This is a genomic window from Streptomyces sp. NPDC006174 (assembly GCF_040614075.1).
Taxonomy (GTDB): domain Bacteria; phylum Actinomycetota; class Actinomycetes; order Streptomycetales; family Streptomycetaceae; genus Streptomyces.
Window position 1 is genome coordinate 271,993 of the sequence record NZ_JBEXTJ010000003.1, and the last position, 23,467, is coordinate 295,459.

Annotated in this window: 15 protein-coding genes; 11 read left to right on the top strand and 4 right to left on the bottom strand. The window is 72.6% G+C overall.

What is annotated here, in order from left to right; all coding sequences use genetic code 11:
• Positions 1-3: 3 nt before the first annotated feature.
• Positions 4-999 carry a methylmalonyl Co-A mutase-associated GTPase MeaB gene (meaB, locus tag ABZ267_RS08875; RefSeq protein ID WP_356756839.1) on the top strand — a complete coding sequence of 332 codons (996 nt, stop codon included), beginning with the start codon at positions 4-6 and terminating at the stop codon, positions 997-999.
• A gap of 77 nt (positions 1,000-1,076) precedes the next feature.
• On the opposite strand, the gene ABZ267_RS08880 is transcribed toward meaB, so the two are convergent.
• Positions 1,077-1,868, bottom strand: a complete 792-nt coding sequence (locus ABZ267_RS08880; RefSeq protein ID WP_356756837.1) for an ABC transporter ATP-binding protein — start codon at positions 1,866-1,868, stop codon at positions 1,077-1,079.
• Between the two features lie 149 nt (positions 1,869-2,017).
• Here ABZ267_RS08880 and ABZ267_RS08885 point away from each other — a divergent pair, with 149 nt between their 5' ends.
• A complete protein-coding gene (locus tag ABZ267_RS08885; protein ID WP_356756835.1) occupies positions 2,018-3,031 on the top strand; it encodes an ABC transporter substrate-binding protein in 1,014 nt (337 codons plus the stop codon).
• A 72-nt stretch (positions 3,032-3,103) separates the two neighbouring features.
• Here ABZ267_RS08885 and ABZ267_RS08890 read toward each other — a convergent pair whose 3' ends face one another.
• Positions 3,104-4,312, bottom strand: coding sequence for a M20 family metallopeptidase (locus ABZ267_RS08890; RefSeq protein WP_356756833.1), 1,209 nt, complete (start codon positions 4,310-4,312; stop codon positions 3,104-3,106).
• Positions 4,313-4,450: 138 nt separating this feature from the next.
• Between ABZ267_RS08890 and ABZ267_RS08895 the strand changes: the two genes are divergently transcribed.
• The 3 genes from ABZ267_RS08895 to ABZ267_RS08905 are packed head-to-tail and all read left to right on the top strand — an operon-like array spanning position 4,451 to position 13,442.
• Entirely contained in the window at positions 4,451-11,779 is a 7,329-nt protein-coding gene (locus tag ABZ267_RS08895) for an amino acid adenylation domain-containing protein (protein WP_356756831.1), read from the top strand.
• Between the two features lie 5 nt (positions 11,780-11,784).
• The gene (locus ABZ267_RS08900; protein ID WP_356756829.1) at positions 11,785-11,982 is read left to right on the top strand and encodes an MbtH family protein; all 198 of its coding nucleotides are present in this window, start codon (positions 11,785-11,787) and stop codon (positions 11,980-11,982) included.
• Positions 11,979-13,442 (top strand): DHA2 family efflux MFS transporter permease subunit, encoded by a 1,464-nt coding sequence (locus tag ABZ267_RS08905; RefSeq protein ID WP_356756827.1) that lies wholly within the window; start codon positions 11,979-11,981, stop codon positions 13,440-13,442. Before ABZ267_RS08900 ends, ABZ267_RS08905 begins: the two co-directional genes overlap by 4 nt.
• 111 nt (positions 13,443-13,553) lie before the next feature.
• Here ABZ267_RS08905 and fes read toward each other — a convergent pair whose 3' ends face one another.
• A complete protein-coding gene (gene fes, locus ABZ267_RS08910; RefSeq protein WP_356756826.1) occupies positions 13,554-14,825 on the bottom strand; it encodes an enterochelin esterase in 1,272 nt (423 codons plus the stop codon).
• 15 nt (positions 14,826-14,840) lie between these two features.
• On the bottom strand, positions 14,841-17,198 hold the full coding sequence (gene fhuB / locus ABZ267_RS08915) for a Fe(3+)-hydroxamate ABC transporter permease FhuB (protein ID WP_356756824.1): 2,358 nt from the start codon (positions 17,196-17,198) through the stop codon (positions 14,841-14,843).
• Positions 17,199-17,300: 102 nt separating this feature from the next.
• On the opposite strand from fhuB, the gene ABZ267_RS08920 reads away from it, so the two are divergent.
• The 6 genes from ABZ267_RS08920 to rho all read left to right on the top strand — a co-directional run bounded on the left by ABZ267_RS08920 (position 17,301) and on the right by rho (position 23,466).
• Positions 17,301-18,131 (top strand): 2,3-dihydro-2,3-dihydroxybenzoate dehydrogenase, encoded by an 831-nt coding sequence (locus tag ABZ267_RS08920; protein ID WP_356756822.1) that lies wholly within the window; start codon positions 17,301-17,303, stop codon positions 18,129-18,131.
• A gap of 91 nt (positions 18,132-18,222) precedes the next feature.
• Positions 18,223-19,428, top strand: coding sequence for an isochorismate synthase DhbC (gene dhbC, locus ABZ267_RS08925; RefSeq protein WP_356899711.1), 1,206 nt, complete (start codon positions 18,223-18,225; stop codon positions 19,426-19,428).
• Positions 19,425-21,056 carry a (2,3-dihydroxybenzoyl)adenylate synthase gene (locus ABZ267_RS08930; RefSeq protein ID WP_356751857.1) on the top strand — a complete coding sequence of 544 codons (1,632 nt, stop codon included), beginning with the start codon at positions 19,425-19,427 and terminating at the stop codon, positions 21,054-21,056. The genes dhbC and ABZ267_RS08930 overlap by 4 nt, the downstream gene beginning before the upstream one ends.
• A 49-nt stretch (positions 21,057-21,105) precedes the next feature.
• Positions 21,106-21,738, top strand: a complete 633-nt coding sequence (locus ABZ267_RS08935) for an isochorismatase family protein (RefSeq protein WP_356751859.1) — start codon at positions 21,106-21,108, stop codon at positions 21,736-21,738.
• A 5-nt stretch (positions 21,739-21,743) separates the two neighbouring features.
• Entirely contained in the window at positions 21,744-21,974 is a 231-nt protein-coding gene (locus ABZ267_RS08940; protein ID WP_356751861.1) for a phosphopantetheine-binding protein, read from the top strand.
• A 352-nt stretch (positions 21,975-22,326) separates the two neighbouring features.
• Positions 22,327-23,466, top strand: coding sequence for a transcription termination factor Rho (gene rho, locus ABZ267_RS08945; protein ID WP_356751863.1), 1,140 nt, complete (start codon positions 22,327-22,329; stop codon positions 23,464-23,466).
• The last annotated feature ends 1 nt before the right edge of the window (position 23,467 follow it).

Below are 23,467 nucleotides of genomic sequence, written 5' to 3' on the forward strand. Positions count from 1 at the left end.
CGGATGGCTGCCAAGATCGACATCGACAGGTATGTGCAGGGAGTGCTCGACGGCAAGCGGGCGTTCATCGCCCGCGCGATCACGCTCGTCGAGTCGACCCGGGCCGAACACCGTGTGCTGGCGCAGGAGTTGCTGAGCCAGCTGCTGCCACACGCCGGGAAAGCCCGGCGGATCGGGATCAGCGGTGTGCCGGGCGTGGGCAAGTCCACGTTCATCGACGCGCTCGGCACGATGCTCACCGGGCTCGGCCACCGGGTGGCGGTGCTGGCCGTCGACCCGTCCTCCAGCCGTACCGGCGGCTCCATCCTGGGCGACAAGACCCGGATGGAGCGGCTGGCGGTGGACGCGGCCGCCTTCGTGCGCCCCTCCCCCACCGCCGGGACGCTGGGCGGAGTGGCGAAGGCGACGCGGGAGTCCATCGTGGTGATGGAGGCGGCCGGTTACGACGTGGTGCTCGTGGAGACGGTGGGGGTCGGACAGTCGGAGACTGCCGTCGCCAACATGGTCGACACGTTCCTGCTGCTGACGCTGGCCCGGACCGGCGACCAGTTGCAGGGCATCAAGAAGGGTGTCCTGGAGCTGGCGGACGCCATCGCGGTGAACAAGGCGGACGGCCCGCACGAGCGCGACGCGCGGTCGGCGGCGCGTGAACTGGCGGGAGCGCTACGGCTGATGCACCCGGTGGACGCGGCCTGGACGCCTCCGGTGCTCACGTGCAGTGCGCGCGAGTCGACCGGGCTCGACACGCTCTGGGACCGCCTGGAGCAGCACCGTACGGTCCTGGAGTCCACCGGCCGGCTGGCGGCCAAGCGCCGTGACCAGCAGGTGGACTGGACCTGGACGATGGTCCGGGACGAGCTGCTGGACAGTCTGCGCAACCATCCTGCCGTACGGAAGCTGACGCCGGAGCTCGAACAGCGGGTGCGCGAAGGGTCGTTGACGGCGACGCTGGCCGCCGAGGAGATCCTGCACGCGTTCCGAGGCGACGAGCCCGCCTGAGCCGTACCTAGACAGACCGATGGGCCCCTGGACGGAGGGGCCCATCGGCGTTTCAGGGGGCGTCGCTTGACCGATCGTCAGACGGCGACCGGAGGTGCGCTCACGGTCGGTACGACGACGGGGGTGCCGTCGGAGGTGGCGGTGAGGATCTCGGCCTCGATGCCGTACAACTCCCGTACGAGGTCGGCGTCGACGATCTCGCGCGGCGGACCGGAGGCGACGATCCGCCCGGCGCGCATGGCGACCAGGGTGTCGGCGTACCGGGCGGCGCCGGCCAGGTCGTGGACGACCATGACGATGGTCCGGCCCTGCGCCGCGACCTCGCGCACCAGGTCCAGGACCTCCACCGCGTGGCCGATGTCGAGCGCGCTGGTCGGCTCGTCGAGCAGGACGATCGGGGTCTCCTGGGCGAGGGCCATGGCGAGCCAGCACCGCTGACGCTGGCCGCCGGAGAGCTGGTCGAGCCGGCGGTCGGCGAGGCCCGTCGTACCGGTGGCCTCCAGGGCCCGGGTCACGGCCTCCTCGTCCTCGTGCGACCACTGGCGGAACAGCCCCTGGTGCGGATGGCGTCCGTACCGCACGAGTCCGGCGACGGTCACCGCCTCGGGGGCCTGCGGGGCCTGGGGCAGCAGCGCGATGCGGTGGGCGGCGTCGCGCTGGCGCAGCTCCCAGATGTCGGACCCGCCCGCGAACACCTTGCCCGAGCGTGGCTGGTGGAGGCGGGCCACACAGCGCAGCAGGGTCGACTTGCCGCAGCCGTTCGGGCCGACGATCGCCACCACCTGGCCGGACCCGACGGTCAGGTCGACACGGTCCACGGCGGTATGACCGGCGTATCCAGCGGTGAGCTGTTCAACACGGATGTCCACGAGGACCGGCCTTTCCGAAGAAATGGGGCATCACCTTGCCCGATGCCACTAAAGTAAGGCTAACCTTAGCCCGCTGAGAGGTCGTCGGTAGCCCCCGTGCTGCCGGAAGGCCCTCTTCGCTTCATGTCCCGTTGATCCCGGAGCCCTTGATGACCCTGCACCACCGTCCCGTCCGCACCGCCTCCCGAAGAGCGGCCCAGGCCGTCGCCACGCTCGGAGCCGCGGTACTCCTCCTGACGGCCTGCGGAGGCGGCTCCGACTCCGGCAGCAGCAAGCCGTCCGGCGACAAGAGCACGGCGGCGGACTCCGCCTCGGCCAAGACGCGGACCGTCAAGGACGCCACGGGGACGGCCGTGGAGATACCCGCCGAGCCCAAGCGCATCGTGACGCTCACCCAGGAGGACCTGGACGCGGTGCTCGCGCTGGACATCAAGCCGGTCGGCATCACCAACGGGCAGGGTCTGGACAAGCCGCCGGCCTACCTGGCGGACAAGGTCGAAGGCATCGACATCGTCGGCAATCTGCTCCAGCCGGTCATGGACAAGGTCGTCGCCGCCAAGCCCGACCTCATCCTGGCCGGTGACATGCAGGACGAGCAGGTACTCAAGCAGCTCCGCGAGATCACTCCGGCCACGCTGGTGACGATGGCGCCGACCGACGACTGGAAGCTGTTCTTCCGTGGTGTCGGCAACGCCGTCAACAAGCTGGACGCGGCCAACAAGTTCATCACCGACCACGAGGCCGCCGCCGAGGCCGCCGGTGAGAAGCTCGGCAGGAACAAGGGCGCCGAGGTCTCCATCGTCCGCTGGAACCCGGACGGGCCGAGCTGGATGGAGAACAAGCAGTTCGCCAGCGGTGTCGCGCTGGAGATGGGGCTGAAGCGGCCCAAGTCCCAGAACAAGGACGGCAACGCGCACACGCCGTCGCTGAGCCTGGAGAAGATCAACGAGATCGACGGTGATTGGCTGTTCCTGTCGACGCTGACCTCGGACGGCGCCAAGGCGCTCAAGGACGTCCAGGACAAGCCGGCCTACAAGGAGCTCGGCGCCGTCAAGAACAAGCAGGTCGTGACGGTCGACGGCTCGGTGTGGTCGACACGCGGCGGGCCGCTGGCGGCCGATGTCGTGATGGCGGACTACGTCAAGGCGCTCTCCGCCAAGTAGCCCCGTGCCGCTGCGCCGTTCGGCCCGGCCCGGGTTTCCGGGCCGGGCCGCGGAGCGGTGCGGTGCGGCGGATCAGGCGGCCGGAGTGGCTTGAGCGCCTGCCGTACGGGCCGCCGCGAAGTCCGCCGCCGTCCAGGCCATGCCCACCGCGCCGTCCAGCAGGGCCTGTTCGGCCTTCGGCGAGACCGCGGCGGCGGCGAACTCCGGCTCGTGCGGTCCGCAGGCACCGCCGCTGATGTCCAGCACCGGATGGATGGACGGCACCGCGTGCGACACGTTGCCCATGTCCGTACAGGCGAAGGGCGGGCGCTCGACGGACTCGGCGCGGCCGAGTACCCGGGCATTGGCGGTCCAGAGCCGGAGCAGCTCGGCGTCACCGCGGAAGTCCAGGTAGTCGGGTTCGGGCTGTTCCAGGGCCACTTCGCACCCCGTGGCGAGCGCTCCGGCCCGGAAGCAGTCCTCGACGCGCTGCCGCAGCTCGCGCAGGTCCTCGGCGGCGAGCGCGCGGATCTCGTACGTGGCGGTGGCCCGGTCGGGTATCGCGTTGGGCGAGGTCCCGGCGGCCGTCGTGATCCCGTGCACCCGCCACTGGGGCGGCAGTTGCTGGCGCAGGAGGCCCAGGGCGACCTGGGCGACGGTGAGCGCGTCGGCGGCGTTGCGGCCCTCGTGCGGGTTGAGGCTGGGGTGGGCGGTGCGGCCGGTGTAGGTGACGTCGAGCGTGCCGAGGGCGAACGAGCGGAAGTCGGCCAGCTCGAAGGGGCAGGGGTGGACCATCATCGCGGCGTCCACACCGTCGAACGCCCCGGCCTCCAGGAGCAGCGCCTTGCCCGCCCCGCGCTCCTCGGCCGGCGTGCCGATCACCCGTACGGTCAGGCCGAGTTCGTCCGCGTACGGTGCGAGGCCGAGCGCCGCGCCGACGCCGGCGGCGGCGATCAGGTTGTGGCCGCAGGCGTGACCGAGGCCCGGCAGCGCGTCGTACTCGCAGGCGATGGCGACGGTGACGGGGCCCGAGCCGATCGTGGCCCGGAAGGCCGTCTCCAGACCGTGGGCGGGGGCGGTGACGTCGAAGCCGTGGGCGGCGAGGAGTTCGGCGCAGAGCGCGGCGGAGCGGTGCTCCTCGAAGGCGGTCTCGGGGTCGGCGTGGATGCGCCGGCTGAGGTCGAGCAGGGCGTCGGCGTGCTTGGTGACCGTGTCCCGGACGGCCGCTTTCAGGGCGCCGAGCCGTTCGTCGGCCCCTTCGTCGGCCGGGCGGGCTGGGCGGTCGGTTCCGGGGGCGGTCATGGGCTCTCCTGGCGTTCCGGACCGCCCGGGGACGGTCGCCTGCACTGTCAGAAATAGGTTAACTTAGCCTTACCTAAGTGCGTACCGGGGAGCCTGGTGGTCCGGTGTCCGTTGTCCTTCAGGGGAGTCGTCACACACATGTATGAGCGTCCGAACCACCCGACCAGCTCTTCGGCAGCGCACCCCGGCAGCCCTCCCTCCCGAGCGCTTCCTCTCCTGACCTCACAGGCGGGTATCTATTACGCGCACCAACTGGCGCCGCTCGGCACGGAGCTGAACACGGCCGACTGCGTGGAGATCGCCGGGCCGCTCGACGCGGACCTGTTCACCGAGGCCCTCGCGCGGGCCGTGGGTGAGGCGGACACGCTGGCCGTACGAATCTCCGAGGCCGACGGCACACCGGTGCAGTACGTCGCGCAGGGCGAAGTCGTCGTGCAGCGGCTTGAACTGACGTCGCATCAGGCAGAGGCGTGGATGCGCGAGGACCTGGCCCGGCCGGTGGACCTCGCCTCCGCCGACGGGCTGATGACGCAGGCGCTGATCCGCGTCGGTGAGGGCCGCCACTGGTGGTACCAGCGCGTCCACCACATAGCCGTCGACGCCTACGCGCTCTCGCTGATCGGCCGCCGGGTCGCCGAGCTGTACTCGGCAGCCGTGGCCGAAGAGCCGGCGCCCGAGGGCCGGTTCGCTCCGCTGAGCGAGCTGACCGACGACGAGACGGCGTATCTGTCCGGCGAGGAGTACGCGGAGGACCGGGCCTTCTGGGCGGAGCGGATGGCCGGATACGCTCCCGAAGCCGCACCCGTGAACGCCGACGCCCCGGCCGACGGCCGCCTCCTCCACCGGATCACCGACCTTCCCGCCAGCACCTTGGACCGGCTCTCCCGGGCGGCGCGCGCCGCGAAGGCGACCTGGGCCGAGCTGGTCGTGGCCGCGACCGCCGGTCATCTGCACCGGATCACCGGCACCGAGGACGTCGTGCTCGGCCTGCCGCTGACCAACCGGCGCGGCCCGGCCGCCCTCCGCACTCCGGCCATGACGGTGAACGTGCTGCCGCTGCGGATCTCGGTGCGGCCGCAGGACACCGGGGCCGAGCTGCTGCGCCGAGTGGTGCTGGAGATCCGCGCGGTCCGCCGCCACCAGCGCTATCCGCAGGCCGATCTCCGTCGCGATCTGGCCCTGGAGTCGGCCGACGCACCGCTGACCGGCCCGATGGTCAACATCAAGGCCTTCGACAGCGCCCTGGACTTCGCCGGTCTCCCCGGCACCGTACGCAACCTCGCCGCCGGTCCCGTCGAGAGCCTGGCGGTCGGCGCGGCCCCGGGCCCGGACGGCGGCCTGCGGCTCACGCTGGACGCCAGCCTTGCCGCGTACGGGAAGGCGGGCCTCGCCGGGCACGAGGCGACCTGGCTGCGCTATCTCGACGGCCTGACCGAGCTGCTGCTCGCGGCCCCGGACCGGCCGGTCGCCACGCTGGACCTGCTCACGGACGAGGAGGTAAGGGAGGCCACGGCAGGTCGCACCGAGCCGGCCGTCGTCTTGACCGTCCCGCAGACGTTCACCACGCAGGCCGCGCTGACGCCCGAAGCCGTCGCCGTACGCTCCACGCTCGCGGGGACGTTCCGGGGCGCCGGAAGGTCGGCGGACACGGCCGGGAGCGACGCCGGTGCCGGGAAGGCGCAGGCCGACGCGGGCACCGGTGCCGCCCTCACCTTCGCCGAGCTGGACGCCGCCTCCGACCGGCTGGCCCACCTGCTGGCCGGGCTCGGAGCTCCTGCGCGGACCGGTGCCACCGTGGCGCTGGCCCTGCCCCGGACCGCCGACATGGTGGTGGCCCTGCTCGCCGTGCTCAAGGCAGGCCTCGTCTGCCAGCCGCTGGACCTCGGCCATCCCGCCGCCCGGACGCTGGCCGTCCTGGAGGACGCCCGGCCCGTCGCCGTCATCGGCACGGCCGCGACCCTGGCCGCGCTCCCGGCGCACGGCGTGAGCACACTCGCGCTCGACGAACCCGCCACGGCCGCCGCTCTCGCCGCCTGCCCCGACGGGCCGCTCGCCACCGGGCCCGTGCTCGGTGACCCCGCCTACCTCATCCACACCTCCGGTTCCACCGGGCGTCCCAAGGGCGTCCTCGTCAGTCACGCCTCACTCGCCAATCTCGGCGCGGGCCACCTCACCGACCACATCGCTCCGGCCGTCGCCCGCACCGGCCGGGAACGGCTCCGGGTCGCGCACAGCGCCTCGTTCGCCTTCGACGCGTCCTGGGACCCGCTGCTGTGGATGGTCCACGGCCATGAGCTGCACCTGCTGGACGACGCCGCCTACCGGGACCCCGCGGTCCTCTCCGCGTACGTCGGCACCCACCGCGTCGACTACCTCGATGTCACCCCTTCCTACGCCGAAGCGCTCATCGCCGAAGGCCTGCTGGACGAGAGCCGCCACCACCCCGCCCACCTCGTCGTCGGCGGCGAGGCCGTGCCTCCGGCCCTCTGGGAGCGGCTCACCGACGCCGAGGCCGTCCACCCGGTCAATCTCTACGGGCCGACCGAGACGACCGTCGACGCCTACTACTGGCTGCCCGGCGACTCCGCCGACCGGCCCGAGGGCAGACCCGTGCGGGGCTCGCGGGTCCATGTCCTGGACTCCTCCCTGCGTCCCGTGCCCGCCGGGGTCACCGGTGAGCTGTACGTCGCCGGGCCCTGCCTGGCCCTCGGCTACCTCGGCCGCCCCGACCTGACCGCCGAGCGGTTCGTCGCCGACCCCTTCGGCGCGCTCCACGGCACACCCGGTGGCCGGATGTACCGCACCGGCGACCTGGTGCGCCGCCGCGAGGACCACACGCTGGAGTTCCTCGGCCGCAGCGACGACCAGGTGAAGATCCGCGGCTTCCGGATCGAACTCGGCGAGATCCAGGCCCGGCTGGCCGCCCACCCGCAGGTCGCGGCGGCCGCCGTCATCGCCCGCGAGGCCGGTCACGGCAAGCGCCTCCTCGCCTACGCCGTCCCGGACAAGGACGCCACGGCACCGACCCCGAACGCCCTCCGCGACCACCTGGCCGCCGCCCTGCCCGAACACATGGTCCCCGCGACGGTGACGCTCCTCGACGCCCTCCCCCGTACCGCCAACGACAAGCTCGACCACCGGGCCCTCCCCGACCCCGAGCCCCTCTCCCCCGCCATCGGGGCCGAGGTCGTCGGCGAGAGCGGCCCGCACACCGAGATCGTGTGCGGCCTCTACGCCGACGTCCTCGGTATCGCGGAGCCCCCGGCCGCCGAAGCCGGCTTCCTCGACCTCGGCGGACACTCCCTGCTCGCCGCCCGGCTGGCCGCCCGCGTCCGCGAGCACTTCGGCGTCCCGTTCTCCATCGCCGACGTCTTCCGCCACTCCACCGCGGCCGCCATCGCCGCGCAGGTCCGCACCCGCACCGGCGCGGCCACCGCCTCCGTACCGCTCTCCCCGCTCCCCCGCACCGGTCCCCTCCCGCTCTCTCCGGCCCAGCAGCGGCTCTGGTTCCTCCACCGCCTCGAAGGCCCCAGCCCGACCTACAACATCCCGCTCGTCCTCAGCGTCAACGGCCCCCTCGACCGGGACGCGCTCCAGCTCGCCCTGCACGATCTGGTGGACCGTCACGAGACACTCAGAACCGTATATCCGCCCACTGACAACGGCCTCGGATCGGACGGCGACGGCACCCCTCACCAGCTGATTCTTCCTCCGGGCCATGAGGTGGCCCGTCCGGTGCTGCGCCTCGCGGAGCCCGGCAGCGACCTCACCGAGGCCGTGCGGTACTGCTTCGACCTGGCCGCCGAGCCGCCACTGCGCACGGTCCTGTTCAGCGACTCGCCGGCCCACCACACCCTGCTCCTGCTGCTCCACCACATCGCCGGCGACGGCGCCTCCACCACTCCCCTGGCCCGCGACCTCGCCACGGCCTACACCGCACGCCTGGCCGGCCGCGCGCCCGAGTTCACGCCGCTGACCGGCCAGTACGTCGACCACGCCGCCCGCCTCCAGCAGCTCCTTGGCACCCCCGCCGAACCGACCCCGCTCGCCGAGACCCAGCTCGCCCACTGGCGCGAGGCGCTGGCCGGGCTGCCGGACCAGCTGGAGCTGCCCACCGACCGGCCCCGCCCGCCCGTCGCCACCTCGGCCGGTGACACCGTGCCGTTCGCGCTGGACGCGGCCACGCACGAGGCGCTGCGCCGGCTGGCCCGGGCGCACGGCGCGACGGTCTTCATGACCGTGCAGGCGGGCCTCGCCGCGCTGCTGACCCGGCACGGCTGCGGAACCGACATCCCGCTCGGCACGCCTGTGGCGGGCCGCGACGACGACACCACGGCCGGGCTCGTCGGCTTCTTCACCAACACCGTGGTCCTGCGCACCGACACCTCCGGCGACCCTGGCTTCGGCGCGCTGATCGACCGGGTGCGGACGACGACGCTCGCTGCCTACGAGCACGACGCGCTGCCGTTCGACCACTTGGTGGAGGCGCTCAACCCGCCGCGCTCGCTGGCCCGCCACCCGCTGTTCCAGGTGATGCTGGCCTGGCAGTCGATCGCGGACGGGCCCGCCGCCTTCGGTCCGGACGCCACCGCACGGCTCGCCGCCGTACCGTCGGGCACCGCCAAGTTCGATCTGACGCTGAACGCGGGCGAGTTGGCGGATGGTGGCATCGCCGGGTTCCTGGAGTTCCGTACGGACCTCTTCGACCGGTCAACCGCTCAGGCCCTCGCGGACCGGCTGGCGCGGCTGCTCACGGCGGCCGCCGCGCAGCCGGAGACCCCGGTCGGGCTGCTGCCCGTGCTCGGTGAGGACGAGGTGCGCCTCGCGCTGGTCGAGGCCAACGGCGCGCCCGCCGACCGTCAGGTGCCGCTGACACTCGCCGAGGTGTACGAGGTGGCGGCCCGCCTCCACCCGGAGCGCGTGGCCGTGAGCTGTGCCGGCGAGTCATTGACGTACACCGAACTCTCCTCCCGTGCACAGTCGTTGGCACGCCTGCTCGCTGCCCGTGGCATCGGTCCCGGCTCCATCGTGGCGCTCGCGCTGCCGCGTTCGCCGGACCTGGTGGCGGGACTGCTGGCGGTGTCGCTGTCGGGCGCCGCGTATCTGCCGATGGACCCGGACTACCCGGCGGACCGCCTGGCGTACATGCTGGAGGACGCCCAGCCGGCCGCGCTGATCACCGACGCGGCGACGGCGGTGCGGCTGCCCGTGCACGAGCTGCCGCTGATCACGGTGGACGAGGCGGCCGGCTTCCCGGACGGGCCGCTGAGCCAGTCGGACCGGACGCGTCCGCTGAGCCCGCACGATCCGGCGTACGTCATCTACACCTCGGGTTCCACCGGGCGTCCCAAGGGAGTTGTCGTCACGCAGCACAATGTGACGCGGCTGATGACGGCGACGGAGCACTGGTTCGCGTTCGGTCCGGAGGATGTGTGGACGCTGTTCCACTCCTACGCCTTCGACTTCTCGGTGTGGGAGCTGTGGGGCGCGCTGCTCTACGGCGGCCGGGTCGTCGTCGTGCCGCATCTGACGAGCCGTGACCCGCAGGCATTCCTGCGGCTGTTGGCCGACGAGCAGGTGACCGTTCTCAACCAGACGCCGTCCGCGTTCTACCAGTTGGCCGCCGCCGACCGGGAGGCTCCCGGGCACAACTTGGCCTTGCGGTACGTGGTGTTCGGCGGTGAGGCGCTGGAGCTCGGACGGCTCGCGGACTGGTACACGCGCCACCACGAGAACGCGCCGACGCTGGTCAACATGTACGGCATCACCGAGACCACGGTCCATGTCTCCTACCTGGCGCTCGACCGGGAGACCGCCGCCTCCGCCGTCTCCAGCACCATCGGCGTCAACATTCCCGACCTGCGCGTCTATGTGCTGGACGACCGGCTCCAGCCGGTGCCGCCCGGCGTCACCGGTGAGATGTACGTCGCCGGTCAAGGCGTGGCCCTCGGGTATCTGGGCCGGCCGGACCTGACGGCGGGACGCTTCGTCGCGGACCCGTTCGCGCATCTCTTCGGAGAGAGCGGGACCCGGATGTACCGTTCGGGCGACCTGGCCCGACGGCGTACCGATGGAGCGCTGGAGTACTTCGGACGCGGCGACCAGCAGGTGAAGATCCGTGGTTTTCGGATCGAACTGGGCGAGATCGAAGCGGTGTTGGCCGCGCATCCGGAGGTCGCCGATGTGGCGGTCGTGGTGCGCGAGGACGTGCCGGGCGACAAGCGGCTGGTCGGATACGTCGTGCCGGCGCCGGGCGCCGACCCGGTTCCGGGTGAGCTGCGCGAGCACGCGGCGGCCACGCTGCCGGTGCACATGGTGCCGTCGGCCGTGGTGGTGCTGGAGCGGCTGCCGCTGACCGGCAACGGCAAGCTGGACCGCAAGGCGCTGCCCGCGCCGGGTGTGCCGGTGAGCGGTGGCGGACGGGCGCCGCGCACGGTGCGCGAGGAGCAGCTCTGCTCGATCTTCGCGGAGGTGCTCGGCCTGCCGTCGGCCGGCGTGGAGGACAACTTCTTCGACCTGGGCGGCCATTCGCTGCTCGCGGTGCGTCTCGCGGGACGGATCAAGTCGGCGTTCGGCATCGAGGTGTCGATCGGTACGGTCTTCCAGGCGCCGACTCCGGCCGCGCTGGATGCGGCGCTGGACGTCTCGCGCGAGGAGGACCCGCTGGACGTCCTGCTGCCGCTGCGCCCGGCCCGCCCCGGCGACCGCTCCCCCGTCCACTGCGTGCACCCGGCAGGCGGTCTGAGCTGGTGCTACGCCGGCCTGATCCGCCATCTCCCGGCCGATGTGCCGATCTACGGGCTCCAGGCCCAAGGCGTCGGTGAGGCGACGGCGAACGAACCGCTGCCGACCACGCTGGAGGAGCTGGCCGCCCATTACGCGTCCCGTATCCGCGAGGTCCAGCCGGAGGGCCCCTACCGGCTGCTCGGCTGGTCGACCGGCGGCATCATCGCGCACGCCATCGCGGCGGTCCTCCAAGAGGCGGGACACGAGGTCGAGTTGCTGGCGATCCTGGACGCGTACCCGGCCGAGGGCTTCCGCGGCCTGCCGGTGCCCGACCGGGCCGAGGCGCTCGAATCGCTGCTCACCATGGGCGGTTACGGCCCCGACAGCCTCGGCGACAAGGAGCTGACCACGGCCAACGTGGTGGAGGTGCTGCGCCGCGAAGGCTCTCCGCTGGCCGCGCTCTCCGCCGCGAAGATCGAGGCGCTCGGCGAGGTGTACCTCAACACCAACGACCTGGTACGCGCCTACGAACACCGGGTGTTCCAGGGCGATGTGCTGTTCTTCCGGGCCACGGTGGACACCATCGACGACACCCTGACACCGGAGACCTGGACTCGTTACGTGAGCGGGCGCATCCACAACACGAATGTCGCCTGCTCGCACAAGGACATGACCCTGCCCGAACCGATCGCGCACATCGCGCGCGTGGTCGCCGACCGACTCACCGAGCTGGAGAAGTGACACCGATGAGTGACGCACCCGCCAACCCCTTCGACGCGGACGGCGAGTTCCTCGTCCTGACCAACGAAGAGGGCCGGCACTCGCTGTGGCCGCTCTTCGCGGCGGTGCCCGCCGGCTGGTCGACGGCGCACGGCCCGTGCGCCCGTCAGGAGGCGCTGGACTGGATCGGCGCCCACTGGTCCGGCCCCCTCGCCGCCCGGTGAGCGGGCTGCTGATCCGGCCCCGGATACGTCCCCGGCTCGCCGTCGTCCTCGTCTACACGGCCGCCATGTGCATGAACGGCCTGGACTCGACGATCGTGAACCCGGCCCTTTTCACGATCGCGGGCGACTTCGACCGCCCGCTGTCCGCCGCCAACACCGTCGAGACGGCCTTCCTGGTCGCGCTCGCGGTGGGACTGCCGGTGGCGGGGTGGCTGGGCGACCGGTTCGGGACGAAGCGGGTGTTCCTCGGTGCGCTGACCGCGTTCACCATCGCCTCGGCGGTCTGCGGTCTGGCGCCGGACCTCGACACGCTCGTCGTCGCCCGGGCCGTACAGGGCCTGGCCGGCGGGCTGTTGACGCCGGTCGGAATGACGCTGCTGTTCCGGGCGTTCCCGCCGCACGAGCGGATGAAGCTCGCCAAGGTGCTGATCGTGCCGACGGCGCTGATGCCCGCGCTCGGTCCGCCGCTGGGCGGCCTGCTCACCGAACACCTCTCCTGGCACTGGCTGTTCTTCGTGAACGTGCCGATCGGCGCGGCGGCGGTGGCGCTGGGTGTCTTCGGTCTGCGCGAGCATGTCGAGGGCCCGGAAGGGAGGTTCGACACCGTCGGCTTCTGGCTGGCCACTCCGGCGCTGGGACTGCTGACGTACGCGCTCGGCTTCGGCCCGTCCCAGGGCTGGACCCGGCCCGCCGTCGCGGTGAGCACGGCGCTGGGCTCGGTCCTGCTGGTGGCAGCCGTTCTCCACCAGGTGCGCGCGAAGACGCCGTTGCTGAAGCTGCGGCTGCTCACCGACCGGGTGTACGGGTCGGCCTCGGCGCTCGCCGCGGTCACGGCGGCCGGGCTGATGGGCGTGCTGTTCGTCTTCCCGCTGCTCTACCAGGCGAGCCTGGGCGCCTCGGCGCTGGACGCCGGGCTGAGCGTGTTCCCGGAGGCGGTCGGGCTGATGCTGGCCTCGCAGTTGGTGGACCGGCTGTTGCCGAAGTTCGGCCCGCGGCTGCTGACCGTGCCGGCGCTGCTGGTCGCGGCGGCCGTCTTCGCGACGCTCGCGATACCGGGCGTCGCGGAGAACGCGTGGAGCGTGCGCGGGCTGATGTTCCTGATCGGTCTGGTGCTCGGGACGGCGGTGCTCACCGTGCAGATCTCCGGGTTCGAGTCGATCGGGCCGGCCGACATGGGCCAGGCGATGGGCCTGTTCCAGATCGTCCGCACGCTCGGCGGTGCGCTGGGCATCGCCGCCTGTGCGGCGGTGATCGGCGGCGGCCACGTCACGGAGGCCGCCGCCGACCCGGACCCGTACCGTACGGCGGTCTGGGTGACGGCCGGGCTCGTCGCGGTCGGAGCGCTCATCGCGCTGCGGCTGCCGCGTGAGGCCCCGCAGCCGCCGCCGTTCGACGACGAGGACGCGGCGGCGCCGGGCGAGGGCCTGGCGGCGGACGAGGCTGCGGCCGTCAAGGGCTGAGAGCGCGAGGCTGTCAGGGGCCGAGCGGGCACGGCGAAGGTGCGGTGCGGAATCCGGAGGGGGGATGCCGCACCGCACCTTTCGTGTTCGTGGGGAGGGTGCGGAACGCAGCTACGGAGCGAGCAGTGCCGCCAGGCCGTCCGCGAGGCCGCCGCGCCAACAGGCGTAGTCGTGGCCGCCGTTGAACTCGCTGTAGCGCACGTCGTAGCCACGGGCCCGCAGGATGTTGCGGAAGCGGCGGTTCTCCGCCAGCAGCATCCACTCCTGGTGGCCCACCTCCACGTGGAGGGTGACGGGCCGGCGCTCGCCCCAGGCGTACTGCCTGGTGAGCCACTCGCCGTCGCGGTCGTCGTCCGGCCACCAGAAGGAGCCGGACTGCGAGAGCGCGAGGCCGAAGCGGTCAGGGCGCTGGAAGGCGGCGAAGGCGGCGGTCAGGCCGCCCGCGCTCTGACCGGCGACGACGGTACGGTTGGCGTCCGCCCCGGCCCCGTACTCCTGCTCCACCCACGGCAGCAAGGTGTCGGCGAGCCAGTCGACGAACGGCGCGCTGCACGCGAGGTCCTCCATGCGGCGGCCCATGGTGTCGATCAACACCGCGACGGTGGCTTGGAGTTCGCCGTCGGCGTGCAGGTTGTCGAAGATGTCGCCGACGCCCAGGACCGGTCCCCACATCTCGCCGTCCAGGAGCACGGCGAGCGCGTACGGGCCCGCGTCCGGGCGGTGTCCCGGCGGGAGGTGGACCGCGATCCGGCGGCCGTCCACCTCGGTGTCGAGCGTCCGTCCCCGCTCCACGTCGTCGCGGCGATGGACGCGTGACTGGTCGGGAGCGGCGGGGAGTTCGAGTACGGAGGCGGGGTTGCGGCCGTCGCGGGAGGGCAGCGGAGCGCCGGTGCTGAGCGGGTCGGGCTCGGCGTGGTCGAGGACGCGACGCCAGGACGCGCGGTCGGCGCGGATCGCGTCCTCGCGGGTGCCGGCGGTGGCGTGGAACTGGTACGAGGCGCGATGGTCGGTGCGCAGCCGGTGGCTGATGGCCCAGACGCCGGTGCCTTCCACCCGTTGCATCAGGTGCGGTGCCAGGTCGCCGGCGTGCCGGTCCTTGTCGGTGACCGTGTGGACCAGGGCCAGGACATGGGTGGCGGGGCGGGCCGGGTCCTCGCGGCGGACGAAGGTGACGAGCCGGTGGTCGTCCTCGCCTTCGGGGTCCGGTTCGACGAGAGGCGCGCCGGCCTCGGAGACGTAACGCCAGAACGCCTCCTCGGCGTCGGGCTTGCCCGCCATTGCGTCCTCACGGAGCGTACGCAGCACCGGACTTCGCACGGTGGACACCTCGGTTCGGGTCTGGCTCGCGGGAGCGGGCGGGTTGCGGCGTGGTGGGTAGGTCATGTGCGAGGCCGCCTTTCAGACGCGGGTGGCGGCGGAGCGGCCGAGGAGCACCCAGAGGAGGAACGGGCCGCCGAGGACGGTCGTGACGATGCCGACGGGGAGTTCGACGCCGTCGAAGACGATCCGGCCGAGCGTGTCGGCGACGACGACGAGGACGGCGCCGGTGAGCATCGAGCCGACCAGCGGGACCCGCAGCGGGCCGGCGAGCCGGGAGGCGATGACCGGTGAGGCGAGCGCCACGAAGCCGACCGGGCCGCAGATGCCGACCGCGAGGCCCGCGAGGCCGACGGCCAGCAGCAGAGCGAGCGCGCGGACCCGGCCGGGGGCGGAGCCGAGGGAGGAGGCGGTGGCGTCGTCGAAGCGCAGGACACCGAGGTGGCGTGCTACGGCGAGGCTGGCGGGGACGAGGATCGCGAGGCCGACGAGTACGGGCACGGCGACGGAGTAGCTGCGTCCGTTGAGGCTGCCCGAGGTCCATACGTACAGCGAGCCGGCGGAGCTCAAGGACCGGCGGGTGAGCACGACTTGGGTGATGGCGGAAGCCAGCGCGGACATGGCGAGGCCGACGACGAGGACGCGGTAGCCGCGCTGGCCGAGGCCGCCGGAGACGGTGGTGACGACGATGACGGCGACCAGGGCGCCGATCGGTCCGGCCCACCAGGCGCCGAACGTTCCGGTGGCGCTGAGGGTGACGGAGAGCAGGACGGCGGCGGTGGCGCCGTCGTTGACGCCGAGGAGTTCGGGCGTGGCGAGGCGGTTGCGGGCCAGGGTCTGCGTGAGGCAGCCCGCGAGGCCGAGTGCGGCGCCCGCGGTGAGGCCCGCGACGATGCGGCCCAGGCGGAAGTTCTGGACGAGCAGCACGTCGAAGCGGTCGCCCTGGCCGAAGACGGCGCGGAAGGTGCGGGCGACGCCCATCTCGCTCTGGCCCGCGTAGGCGGAGAGGACGACGGCGAGCATGAGGGCCGCGGCGAGCGCGACGGCGGCGAGCGCGGCGCGCCGGGTGATCAGCAGGGAGAGCGGGCCGCGGCGGACGACGACGGTGTCCGGTGGACGGACGCGGACGGCCCTGGGCGCACGGGACTTGGGGCGCGGCAGCGTGAGCTTGAAGCGGCGCGGGCGGTCCGGGGCGCGCTCCTCGGTGGCCGGTTCCGTCATGCCCATCGAGGCCAGCTGCTTGGAGCGGACGATGGCGATGAGGACCGGGGCGCCGATGAGGGCGACGATCACGGAGACGGGCGCTTCGAAGGGCCGGGAGACCACGCGCGCGGCGACGTCGGACACGGCCAGGACGCAGGCGCCGATGAGCCCGGCGAGGAGGAGTCGGGCGGCCAGCCGGGTGCCGGCGATGGCGCGGGCCAGGAATCCGGCGAGCAGGCCGAGGAAGGAGATGGGGCCGGCGAGAGCGACGGCGGAGGCGGTGAGGAGCGTGACGCCGATGGCGACGACCGTACGGATGACGGGCGGCCGGTGGCCGAGGCTGCGGGCCAGGTCGTCGCCGAGCGCGAGAGCGGAGAGCGGTCGGGCGACGAGCAGCGCGACGAGGAAGCCGATGGCGAGGACAGGGGCCAGGCGGCCGAGTTCGCCGAAACCCTCGACGCCGGCGAGGGAGCCGAGGACCCAGAAGCGGAATCGGTCGTAGGTCTCGGCGGAGTTGACGACGATGACGCTGGTGAGTCCGCCGAAGGTGGCACCGAGCGCCGCTCCCGCGAGGACGAGGCGCATGGGAGAGCCGCCGCCGCGCCGTCCGGAGATGAGGAGGACCAGGCCGCTGGCGACCACCGCGCCGACGAACGCGCAGACCAGGTAGGCGTAACCGGAATCGAAGCCGAGGAGCGCGATTCCGGCGACGACGCCGAGCGAGGCGCCCGCGTTGACACCGAGCAGTCCGGTCTCGGCGAGCGGGTTGCGGGTGACCGCCTGGAGCAGGCAGCCGGCCACGCCGAGGGCCGCGCCGACGAGCAGTGCGGTGAGGGTGCGCGGGAGGCGGAGGTCTCCGACGACGAGGGAGAGGCGGGCGTTGTCGCGGGCCCCGTCCCGGCCCAGCAGATAGTCGAGCACGCCGCCGGCACCGACCTCGCCCGCACCGATGGAGAGCGAGAGGCCGCTCAGCAGGAGGACGGCCGCGGTGAGCCCGGCGACGGCGAGCGCCACGGTCCGGCGGCCGGGCGAGGGCGCGGCCGCGGCTTTCCCCTTGCTCTCCGATATCTCCGTACCGGGTACGGAACCGGGTCTGGAGCCGGATGCCGGAGCGGGTTCCTCCGCTCCCCCGGGCGATGTCTTCGCCCGTCGTTCGCTCTCCCCTCCGTCCAACTGAGCGGTCGAGGAGTCATGTTCGGGAGCCGAGGCCGTGGTCCCCGTGCGCGGCGTTTGCATAAGGTGAGGCTAACCTAACCGTATATCGACGGCTCGACACCCTTCTGGGCGGTCGAATCATTTAGGTTACCCTTACCTAACATCCAGGGGGAGGTTCGTTTCATGCCTGAGCACATACCGGGCAGAAGTGGCGAGTTCGAGGGCCGCACGGCCCTGGTGACCGGCGCCGGTCAAGGCATCGGAGCCGCCGTCGCCGAACTGCTCGCCGACCTCGGCGCCCAGGTCGCGGCCACCGACCGCGCGAGCCACAGCGTCGAGGCGCTGGCCGCCGACTGGCCCCGGCGGCAGGAGAAACTGCCGGCGGGCGAGCGGTCGGCGGGCTGTCTGGAACCGTATGTGATGGACGTCACGGACCGCGTCGCGGTGGAGAACACCGTGGCCCGCGTCGAGGACGAACTCGGGCCGCTGGACGTCCTGGTGAACGTCGCGGGCATCCTGCGCACCGGCCCGGCGACCGCGCTCTCCGCACAGGACTGGGCGGACACCTTCGCGGTGAACACCACCGGCGTCTTTCAGGTCTCGCAGAGCGTCGCCTCGCTGATGGCGGCCCGGAAAGCCGGCGTCATCGTCACCGTCGGCTCCAACGCCGCCGGGATCCCGCGCACCGGCATGGCCGCCTACGCCGCCTCCAAGGCCGCCGCCGCCATGTTCACCAGGTGTCTGGGACTCGAACTCGCCGGCAGCGGCGTACGCTGCAACGTCGTCGCTCCCGGCTCCACCGACACCGCCATGCAGCGGGCCCTGTGGACCGACCCGGGCGCAGAACAGCGGGTGATCGACGGTGACCCTTCGACGTACCGCACCGGCATTCCGCTCGGCCGGATCGCCGAACCCGCCGACATCGCCGACGCGGTGGCGTTCCTAGCCTCGGACCGCGCCCGCCACATCACGCTCCAGGAGCTGTACGTCGACGGCGGCGCGACCCTGCGCTGACCGGCGGCCCCCGCACGACCCCTCCGCAACCCTTCACCCTCCCAGCCAGCCCCCCGCACCCGCTGACGGGACCATCGAGAATGGAGTCCCCGTGTCGACGGCATCCCAGGTCGCCACGCACGTCCCCCCGGCCGATCCGGCCCACCCCGCCGTAGGAGCGGCCACCTCGCTCCTGGACGCCTACACACCGGGCGACACGTTCCTCGCCACGCCCGGACGCACACTGCTCGCACGCGGAGCGGGACGTCCCGTCCCGCACGACGAGAGACCCTTGACCGAGCGGGTGGACGCCACGCTGGCCGAGGCCGTCGCCGCCGGACAGGAAGCGCCGGTCGTGATCGGAGCCATCCCGTTCGACCACACGGCACCGGCCGCGCTCACCGTGCCGGCGGCGGTGCGCACCGCCGCGCCGCTCGCCTCCGACCCGCTCATCGCCCTGCCCGCCGGCCCCTCCGCCGCCGCGGACTGGCAGATCCGCCCGGTGCCCGCGCCCGAGGTGTACGGCGAGGGCGTCGCCGCCGCCGTGGCCCGCATGTGGCGCGGCGAGTTCAGCAAGGTGGTGCTGGCCCGCACCCTGGAACTCACCTCCGGCGCCCCGCTCGACCTGCCGACGATGCTCCAGCGCCTGGCCCGCCGCGACCCGTCCGGCTACACCTTCGCGCTGCCGACCGGCCCCGCCCGCACGCTCATCGGCGCCAGCCCCGAGTTGCTCGTCTCCCGCCACGGCAACCAGGTCGTCGCCAACCCGCTCGCCGGGTCGACCCCGCGCAGCGACGACCTCGCCGAGGACGTCCGCCGCGCCGCGACGCTGCTGGAGTCCGTCAAGGACCTCCACGAGCACGCCGTCGTCGTGGACGCCGTCCACCAGGCGCTCGCCCCGCACTGCACCGGGATGACCGTCCCGGCCCGGCCGACCCTGATCCGTACCGCCACCATGTGGCATCTGTCGACCACGGTCACCGGCACCCTTTCCTCCGGCGGCACCTCGGCGCTGGACCTGGCGATGGCGCTGCACCCGACGCCCGCCGTCTGCGGCACGCCGACCAAGACGGCCCGTCAGGTCATCGCTGAGACCGAGCCGTTCGACCGCGGCTTCTTCACCGGAGTCGTCGGCTGGGGGAACGCCGACGGCGACGGCGAATGGGTCGTCACCATCCGCTGCGCCGAAGCCGAGGAGCGCACGCTGCGCCTCTACGCCGGCGCGGGCATCGTCGCCGCCTCCGAGCCCGAGGCGGAGACCGCCGAGACCGGCGCCAAGTTCCGTACGTTCCTGAGCGCCGTGGGAGCCGAGCTGTGAGGACGCAAGCCGCTCCCACCTGGCCCGCCGAGTTCGCCGCGAAGTACCGGGCGGCCGGCTGGTGGCGCGGGGAGACCTTCGGCGAGATGCTGCGGCAGCGCGCCGAGGAGCACCCGGACCGGGTCGCGATCGTCGATCCGGTGGCCGGAAGCCGGTGGACGTACGCCGATCTGGACCGGCGCGCCGACCGGCTGGCCGCGGGCTTCCTCGCCCGTGGTATCGGCAAGGGCGACCACGTGGTGGTCCAACTCCCCAACATCGCGGAGTTCTTCGAGGTCATCTTCGCGCTGTTCCGGATCGGCGCGCTGCCCGTCTTCGCGCTGCCCGCCCACCGCGAGAGTGAGATCGCGTACTTCTGCGAGTTCACCGAGGCGGCCGCCTACGTCATCGCGGCCGAGAGCGGCGGTTACGACTACCGCGAGCTGGCGGCGAAGATCCGCGCCCACGTCCCCACGCTGAAGCACGTGTTCGTCGCGCAAGGCGATCCCGGCGAGTTCGAGGCGCTGGCCGAGGTGGCCGAGGAGCCGGTCGGCTACGGCGGGCCCCGCCCGGACGATCTGGCCTTCCTTCAGCTCTCCGGCGGCAGCACCGGCGTACCGAAACTGATCCCGCGCACGCACGACGACTACATCTACTCGCTGTGGGGTTCCAACGAGATCTGCGGCGTCGACGAGAACAGCGTCTACCTGGTCGCGCTGCCCGCCGCCCACAACTTCCCGCTCTCCTCGCCCGGTTCGCTCGGCGCGCTGTACGCCGGCGGGCGCGTGGTGCTCTGTCCGCAGCCCTCGCCCGAGGTCGCCTTCCCGCTGATCGAGCGCGAAGGCGTGACCATCACCGGCCTGGTGCCGCCGCTGGCCCTGCTGTGGACCGAGGCCGCGCCCGGTTCCGCACACAACCTCAGCAGCCTGGACGTGCTGCTGGTCGGCGGCGCCAAGTTCAGCGAGGAGGCGGCCCGTCGGGTGCGTCCCGCGCTCGGCTGCACGCTCCAGCAGGTCTTCGGGATGGCGGAGGGACTGGTCAACTACACGCGCCTGGACGACCCGGTGGAGACCATCGTCACCACGCAGGGCCGACCCATCTCGCCGGACGACGAGATCCTGGTCGTCGACGACGAGGACCGCGAGGTGGCCCCCGGCGGGACGGGCCACCTGCTGACCCGGGGCCCGTACACGATCCGCGGCTACTGGAACGCGCCCGAGCACGACGCCCGTTCCTTCACCGAGGACGGCTTCTACCGCACCGGCGATGTCGTACGGGTCACGGAGTCCGGCCACATCGTCGTGGAGGGTCGCGCCAAGGACCAGATCAACCGGGGCGGTGAGAAGGTCGCCGCCGAGGAGGTGGAGAACCACATCCTCGCCCACCCGGCCGTGCACGACGCCAACGTGGTGGCCGAACCGGACCCGTATCTGGGTGAACGCGTCTGCGCGTACGTGATCCTGCGCTCGGGCGCCGGTCCGCTGAAGGCGGTGGCGATCAAACGCTTCGTACGGGAACGGGGTCTGGCCGCCTACAAGGTGCCGGACCGGGTCGAGTTCGTGGACGCGTTCCCGCAGACCGGCGTCGGCAAGGTCTCCAAGAAGGACCTGCGCAACGCCGCCGCCCGCACCGCCGTCCCGGCTCCCTGACGTCTCCTCCGCACGTCCCCGCATCTCCCCGAACGGAACCCTCTCCACCATGGCCCTCCCCGCCATCACCCCGTACCCCATGCCTGCCGCCGACGCGCTGCCCGCCAACCGGGTCGACTGGACCGTCGACCCCGCGCGCGCCGTGCTCCTCGTCCATGACCTGCAGAACTACTTCCTGTCCGCGTACGACCGGCAGGCCGCGCCCGTGCCCGAACTCCTGTCCCATGTGGCCGAGTTGAAGAAGGACGCGGCGCGGCTGGGCGTGCCGGTCCTCTACACCGCGCAGCCCGGCGGCCAGAGCGCCGAGGAGCGCGGGCTCCAGCAGGACTTCTGGGGCCCCGGCCTGCCGGCCGACGAGCAGGCGGCGGCCATCGCGGACGAGGTCGCGCCCGACGACGGCGACACCGTCATCACCAAGTGGAAGTACAGCGGCTTCGTCCGCACCGATCTGCTGGAACGGCTGCGCGAACAGGGCCGCGACCAGATCGTCCTCACCGGCGTCTACGCCCACATCGGCGTCCTGATGACCGCGTGCGACGCCTGGATGCAGGACATCCAGGCGTTCGTGGTGGCGGACGCGGTGGCGGACTTCTCCGCCGACGACCACGCGATGGCGCTGCGCTGGGCAGCCGGCAAATGCGCCGTCGTCACCACCACCCGAGCCGTCTTCGAAGGGAAGTGACCGCCGTGGCCCTGACGTTGGAGCAACTGCGCGCCGATGTCGCCGACATCCTCGGCGAGGAGCCGGAGGAGATCCCGCTCGACGAGAACCTCGTCGACTACGGGCTCGACTCCGTCCGTCTGATGTCGCTGGCTGCGGCCTGGCGCCGCGACCACGGGATCGAGGTGGCCTTCGCCGACCTGGCCGAGAAGCCGGCCCTGGAGGCCTGGGCTCCGCTGCTCGGCGTGGCCGCCTGAGCGGACGGCGGCGGTAGGCAGTCCTTCCAGTAGTTCTTCCCGCAGTCCTTCCGAGGGCGGTGCGGACCCGCAGTACCGGGTCCGCACCGCCTCGGCGCGTTTTCCGGATGGTCCGTGCTACAGTGCGATGAGCATACGTGGATGCCCCTTCGTCGGGCACCGGTGCTGATTTTCTCTCTCCATCGCTGTTGCGCCCGTCCTTGTCCGGTCGGCGATCCAGCTTCTTCCTCAGCGTTTCTCTCGCTGTCTCTCCTTCCGGCTGCCGGGCTTCCGTGCCCCGGAGCGGGTGTGACGATGCCGCCCCTCCGTACGCCGGTCCCTCCTGCGCCATGTCCGCGAAAGGACCCCCTCCATGACCACCACACTCGAACGTCCCGTCGTCCACGAGCCGCGCCCTGTCCGGGCCGCAGGCCTCCTGGACACCACCACCGGCGGCCACGGCCTCCTCCGCGTCCGCGGCGGCCACGCCTCCCCCGACGACATCAAGGTCTCCCCCGCGCTCATCCGCCGGTACGGCCTCCGCGAGGGCGACGCCGTCGAAGGCGACTGCGAGCGGCCGCGCGTCCTCACCACCGTCGACCGGGTCAACGGGCTCGCGCCGCAGGCCCTGGCCGGCCGCGCCCACTTCCGCGACCTGACCCCGGTCCACCCCGCCGAGCGGCTGCGGCTGGAGACGGAGAAGGGCGGGCCGGCGCTCCGGATCGTCGACCTGGTCTCTCCGGTCGGCAAGGGCCAGCGCGGCCTGCTCGTCGCACCGCCGAAGACCGGGAAGACGGTCCTGCTCCAGCAGCTCGCCGCCGCCGTCGCCGCCAACCACCCCGAGTGCCACCTCATGGTGGTCCTCCTGGACGAACGGCCCGAGGAGGTCACCGACATGCGGCGCTCCGTGCGCGGCGAGGTGTACGCCTCCACCTTCGACCGGCCCGCCAAGGAGCACATCGCCCTCGCCGACCTGGCCGTCGAGCGCGCCAAGCGCCTCGTCGAGCAGGGCCGGGACGTGGTGATCCTGCTCGACTCCCTCACCCGGCTGTGCCGCGCCCACAACAACGCGGCCGGACCGGGCGGCCGCACGCTGAGCGGCGGTGTCGACGCGGCGGCCCTCGCCGGTCCCAAGAAGCTGTTCGGCGCGGCGCGGAACGCCGAGGAGGGCGGCTCGCTCACCATCCTGGCGACCGCGCTGGTGGAGACGGGCTCCCGCGCCGACGACTTCTTCTACGAGGAGCTGAAGGGCACCGGCAACATGGAGCTGCACCTGGACCGCGCACTGGCGGACCGGCGCGTCTTCCCGGCCGTCGACATCGCCCGCTCCGGCACCCGCCGCGAGGAGCTGCTCATCGGCGCCGCCGAGCTGTCCACCGTACGGGCGCTGCGCCGCGCGCTGCACGCCCGGGACGGTCACGGCGGCCTGGAGGCGCTGCTGGACAAGGTGCGCCGCACACCGGACAACGCGACGTTCCTCCGTCAGGTCAAGCCCACCGTGCCGGGCGCCTGAC

Coding starts and splice junctions, on each gene's coding strand:
- meaB (WP_356756839.1), top strand. CDS start 4: ATGGCTGCCAAGATCGACATCGACAGGTATGTGCAGGGAGTGCTCGAC.
- ABZ267_RS08885 (WP_356756835.1), top strand. CDS start 2,018: ATGACCCTGCACCACCGTCCCGTCCGCACCGCCTCCCGAAGAGCGGCC.
- ABZ267_RS08890 (WP_356756833.1), bottom strand. CDS start 4,312: ATGACCGCCCCCGGAACCGACCGCCCAGCCCGCCCGGCCGACGAAGGG.
- ABZ267_RS08895 (WP_356756831.1), top strand. CDS start 4,451: ATGTATGAGCGTCCGAACCACCCGACCAGCTCTTCGGCAGCGCACCCC.
- ABZ267_RS08900 (WP_356756829.1), top strand. CDS start 11,785: ATGAGTGACGCACCCGCCAACCCCTTCGACGCGGACGGCGAGTTCCTC.
- fes (WP_356756826.1), bottom strand. CDS start 14,825: ATGACCTACCCACCACGCCGCAACCCGCCCGCTCCCGCGAGCCAGACC.
- fhuB (WP_356756824.1), bottom strand. CDS start 17,198: ATGCAAACGCCGCGCACGGGGACCACGGCCTCGGCTCCCGAACATGAC.
- ABZ267_RS08920 (WP_356756822.1), top strand. CDS start 17,301: ATGCCTGAGCACATACCGGGCAGAAGTGGCGAGTTCGAGGGCCGCACG.
- ABZ267_RS08935 (WP_356751859.1), top strand. CDS start 21,106: ATGGCCCTCCCCGCCATCACCCCGTACCCCATGCCTGCCGCCGACGCG.
- rho (WP_356751863.1), top strand. CDS start 22,327: ATGACCACCACACTCGAACGTCCCGTCGTCCACGAGCCGCGCCCTGTC.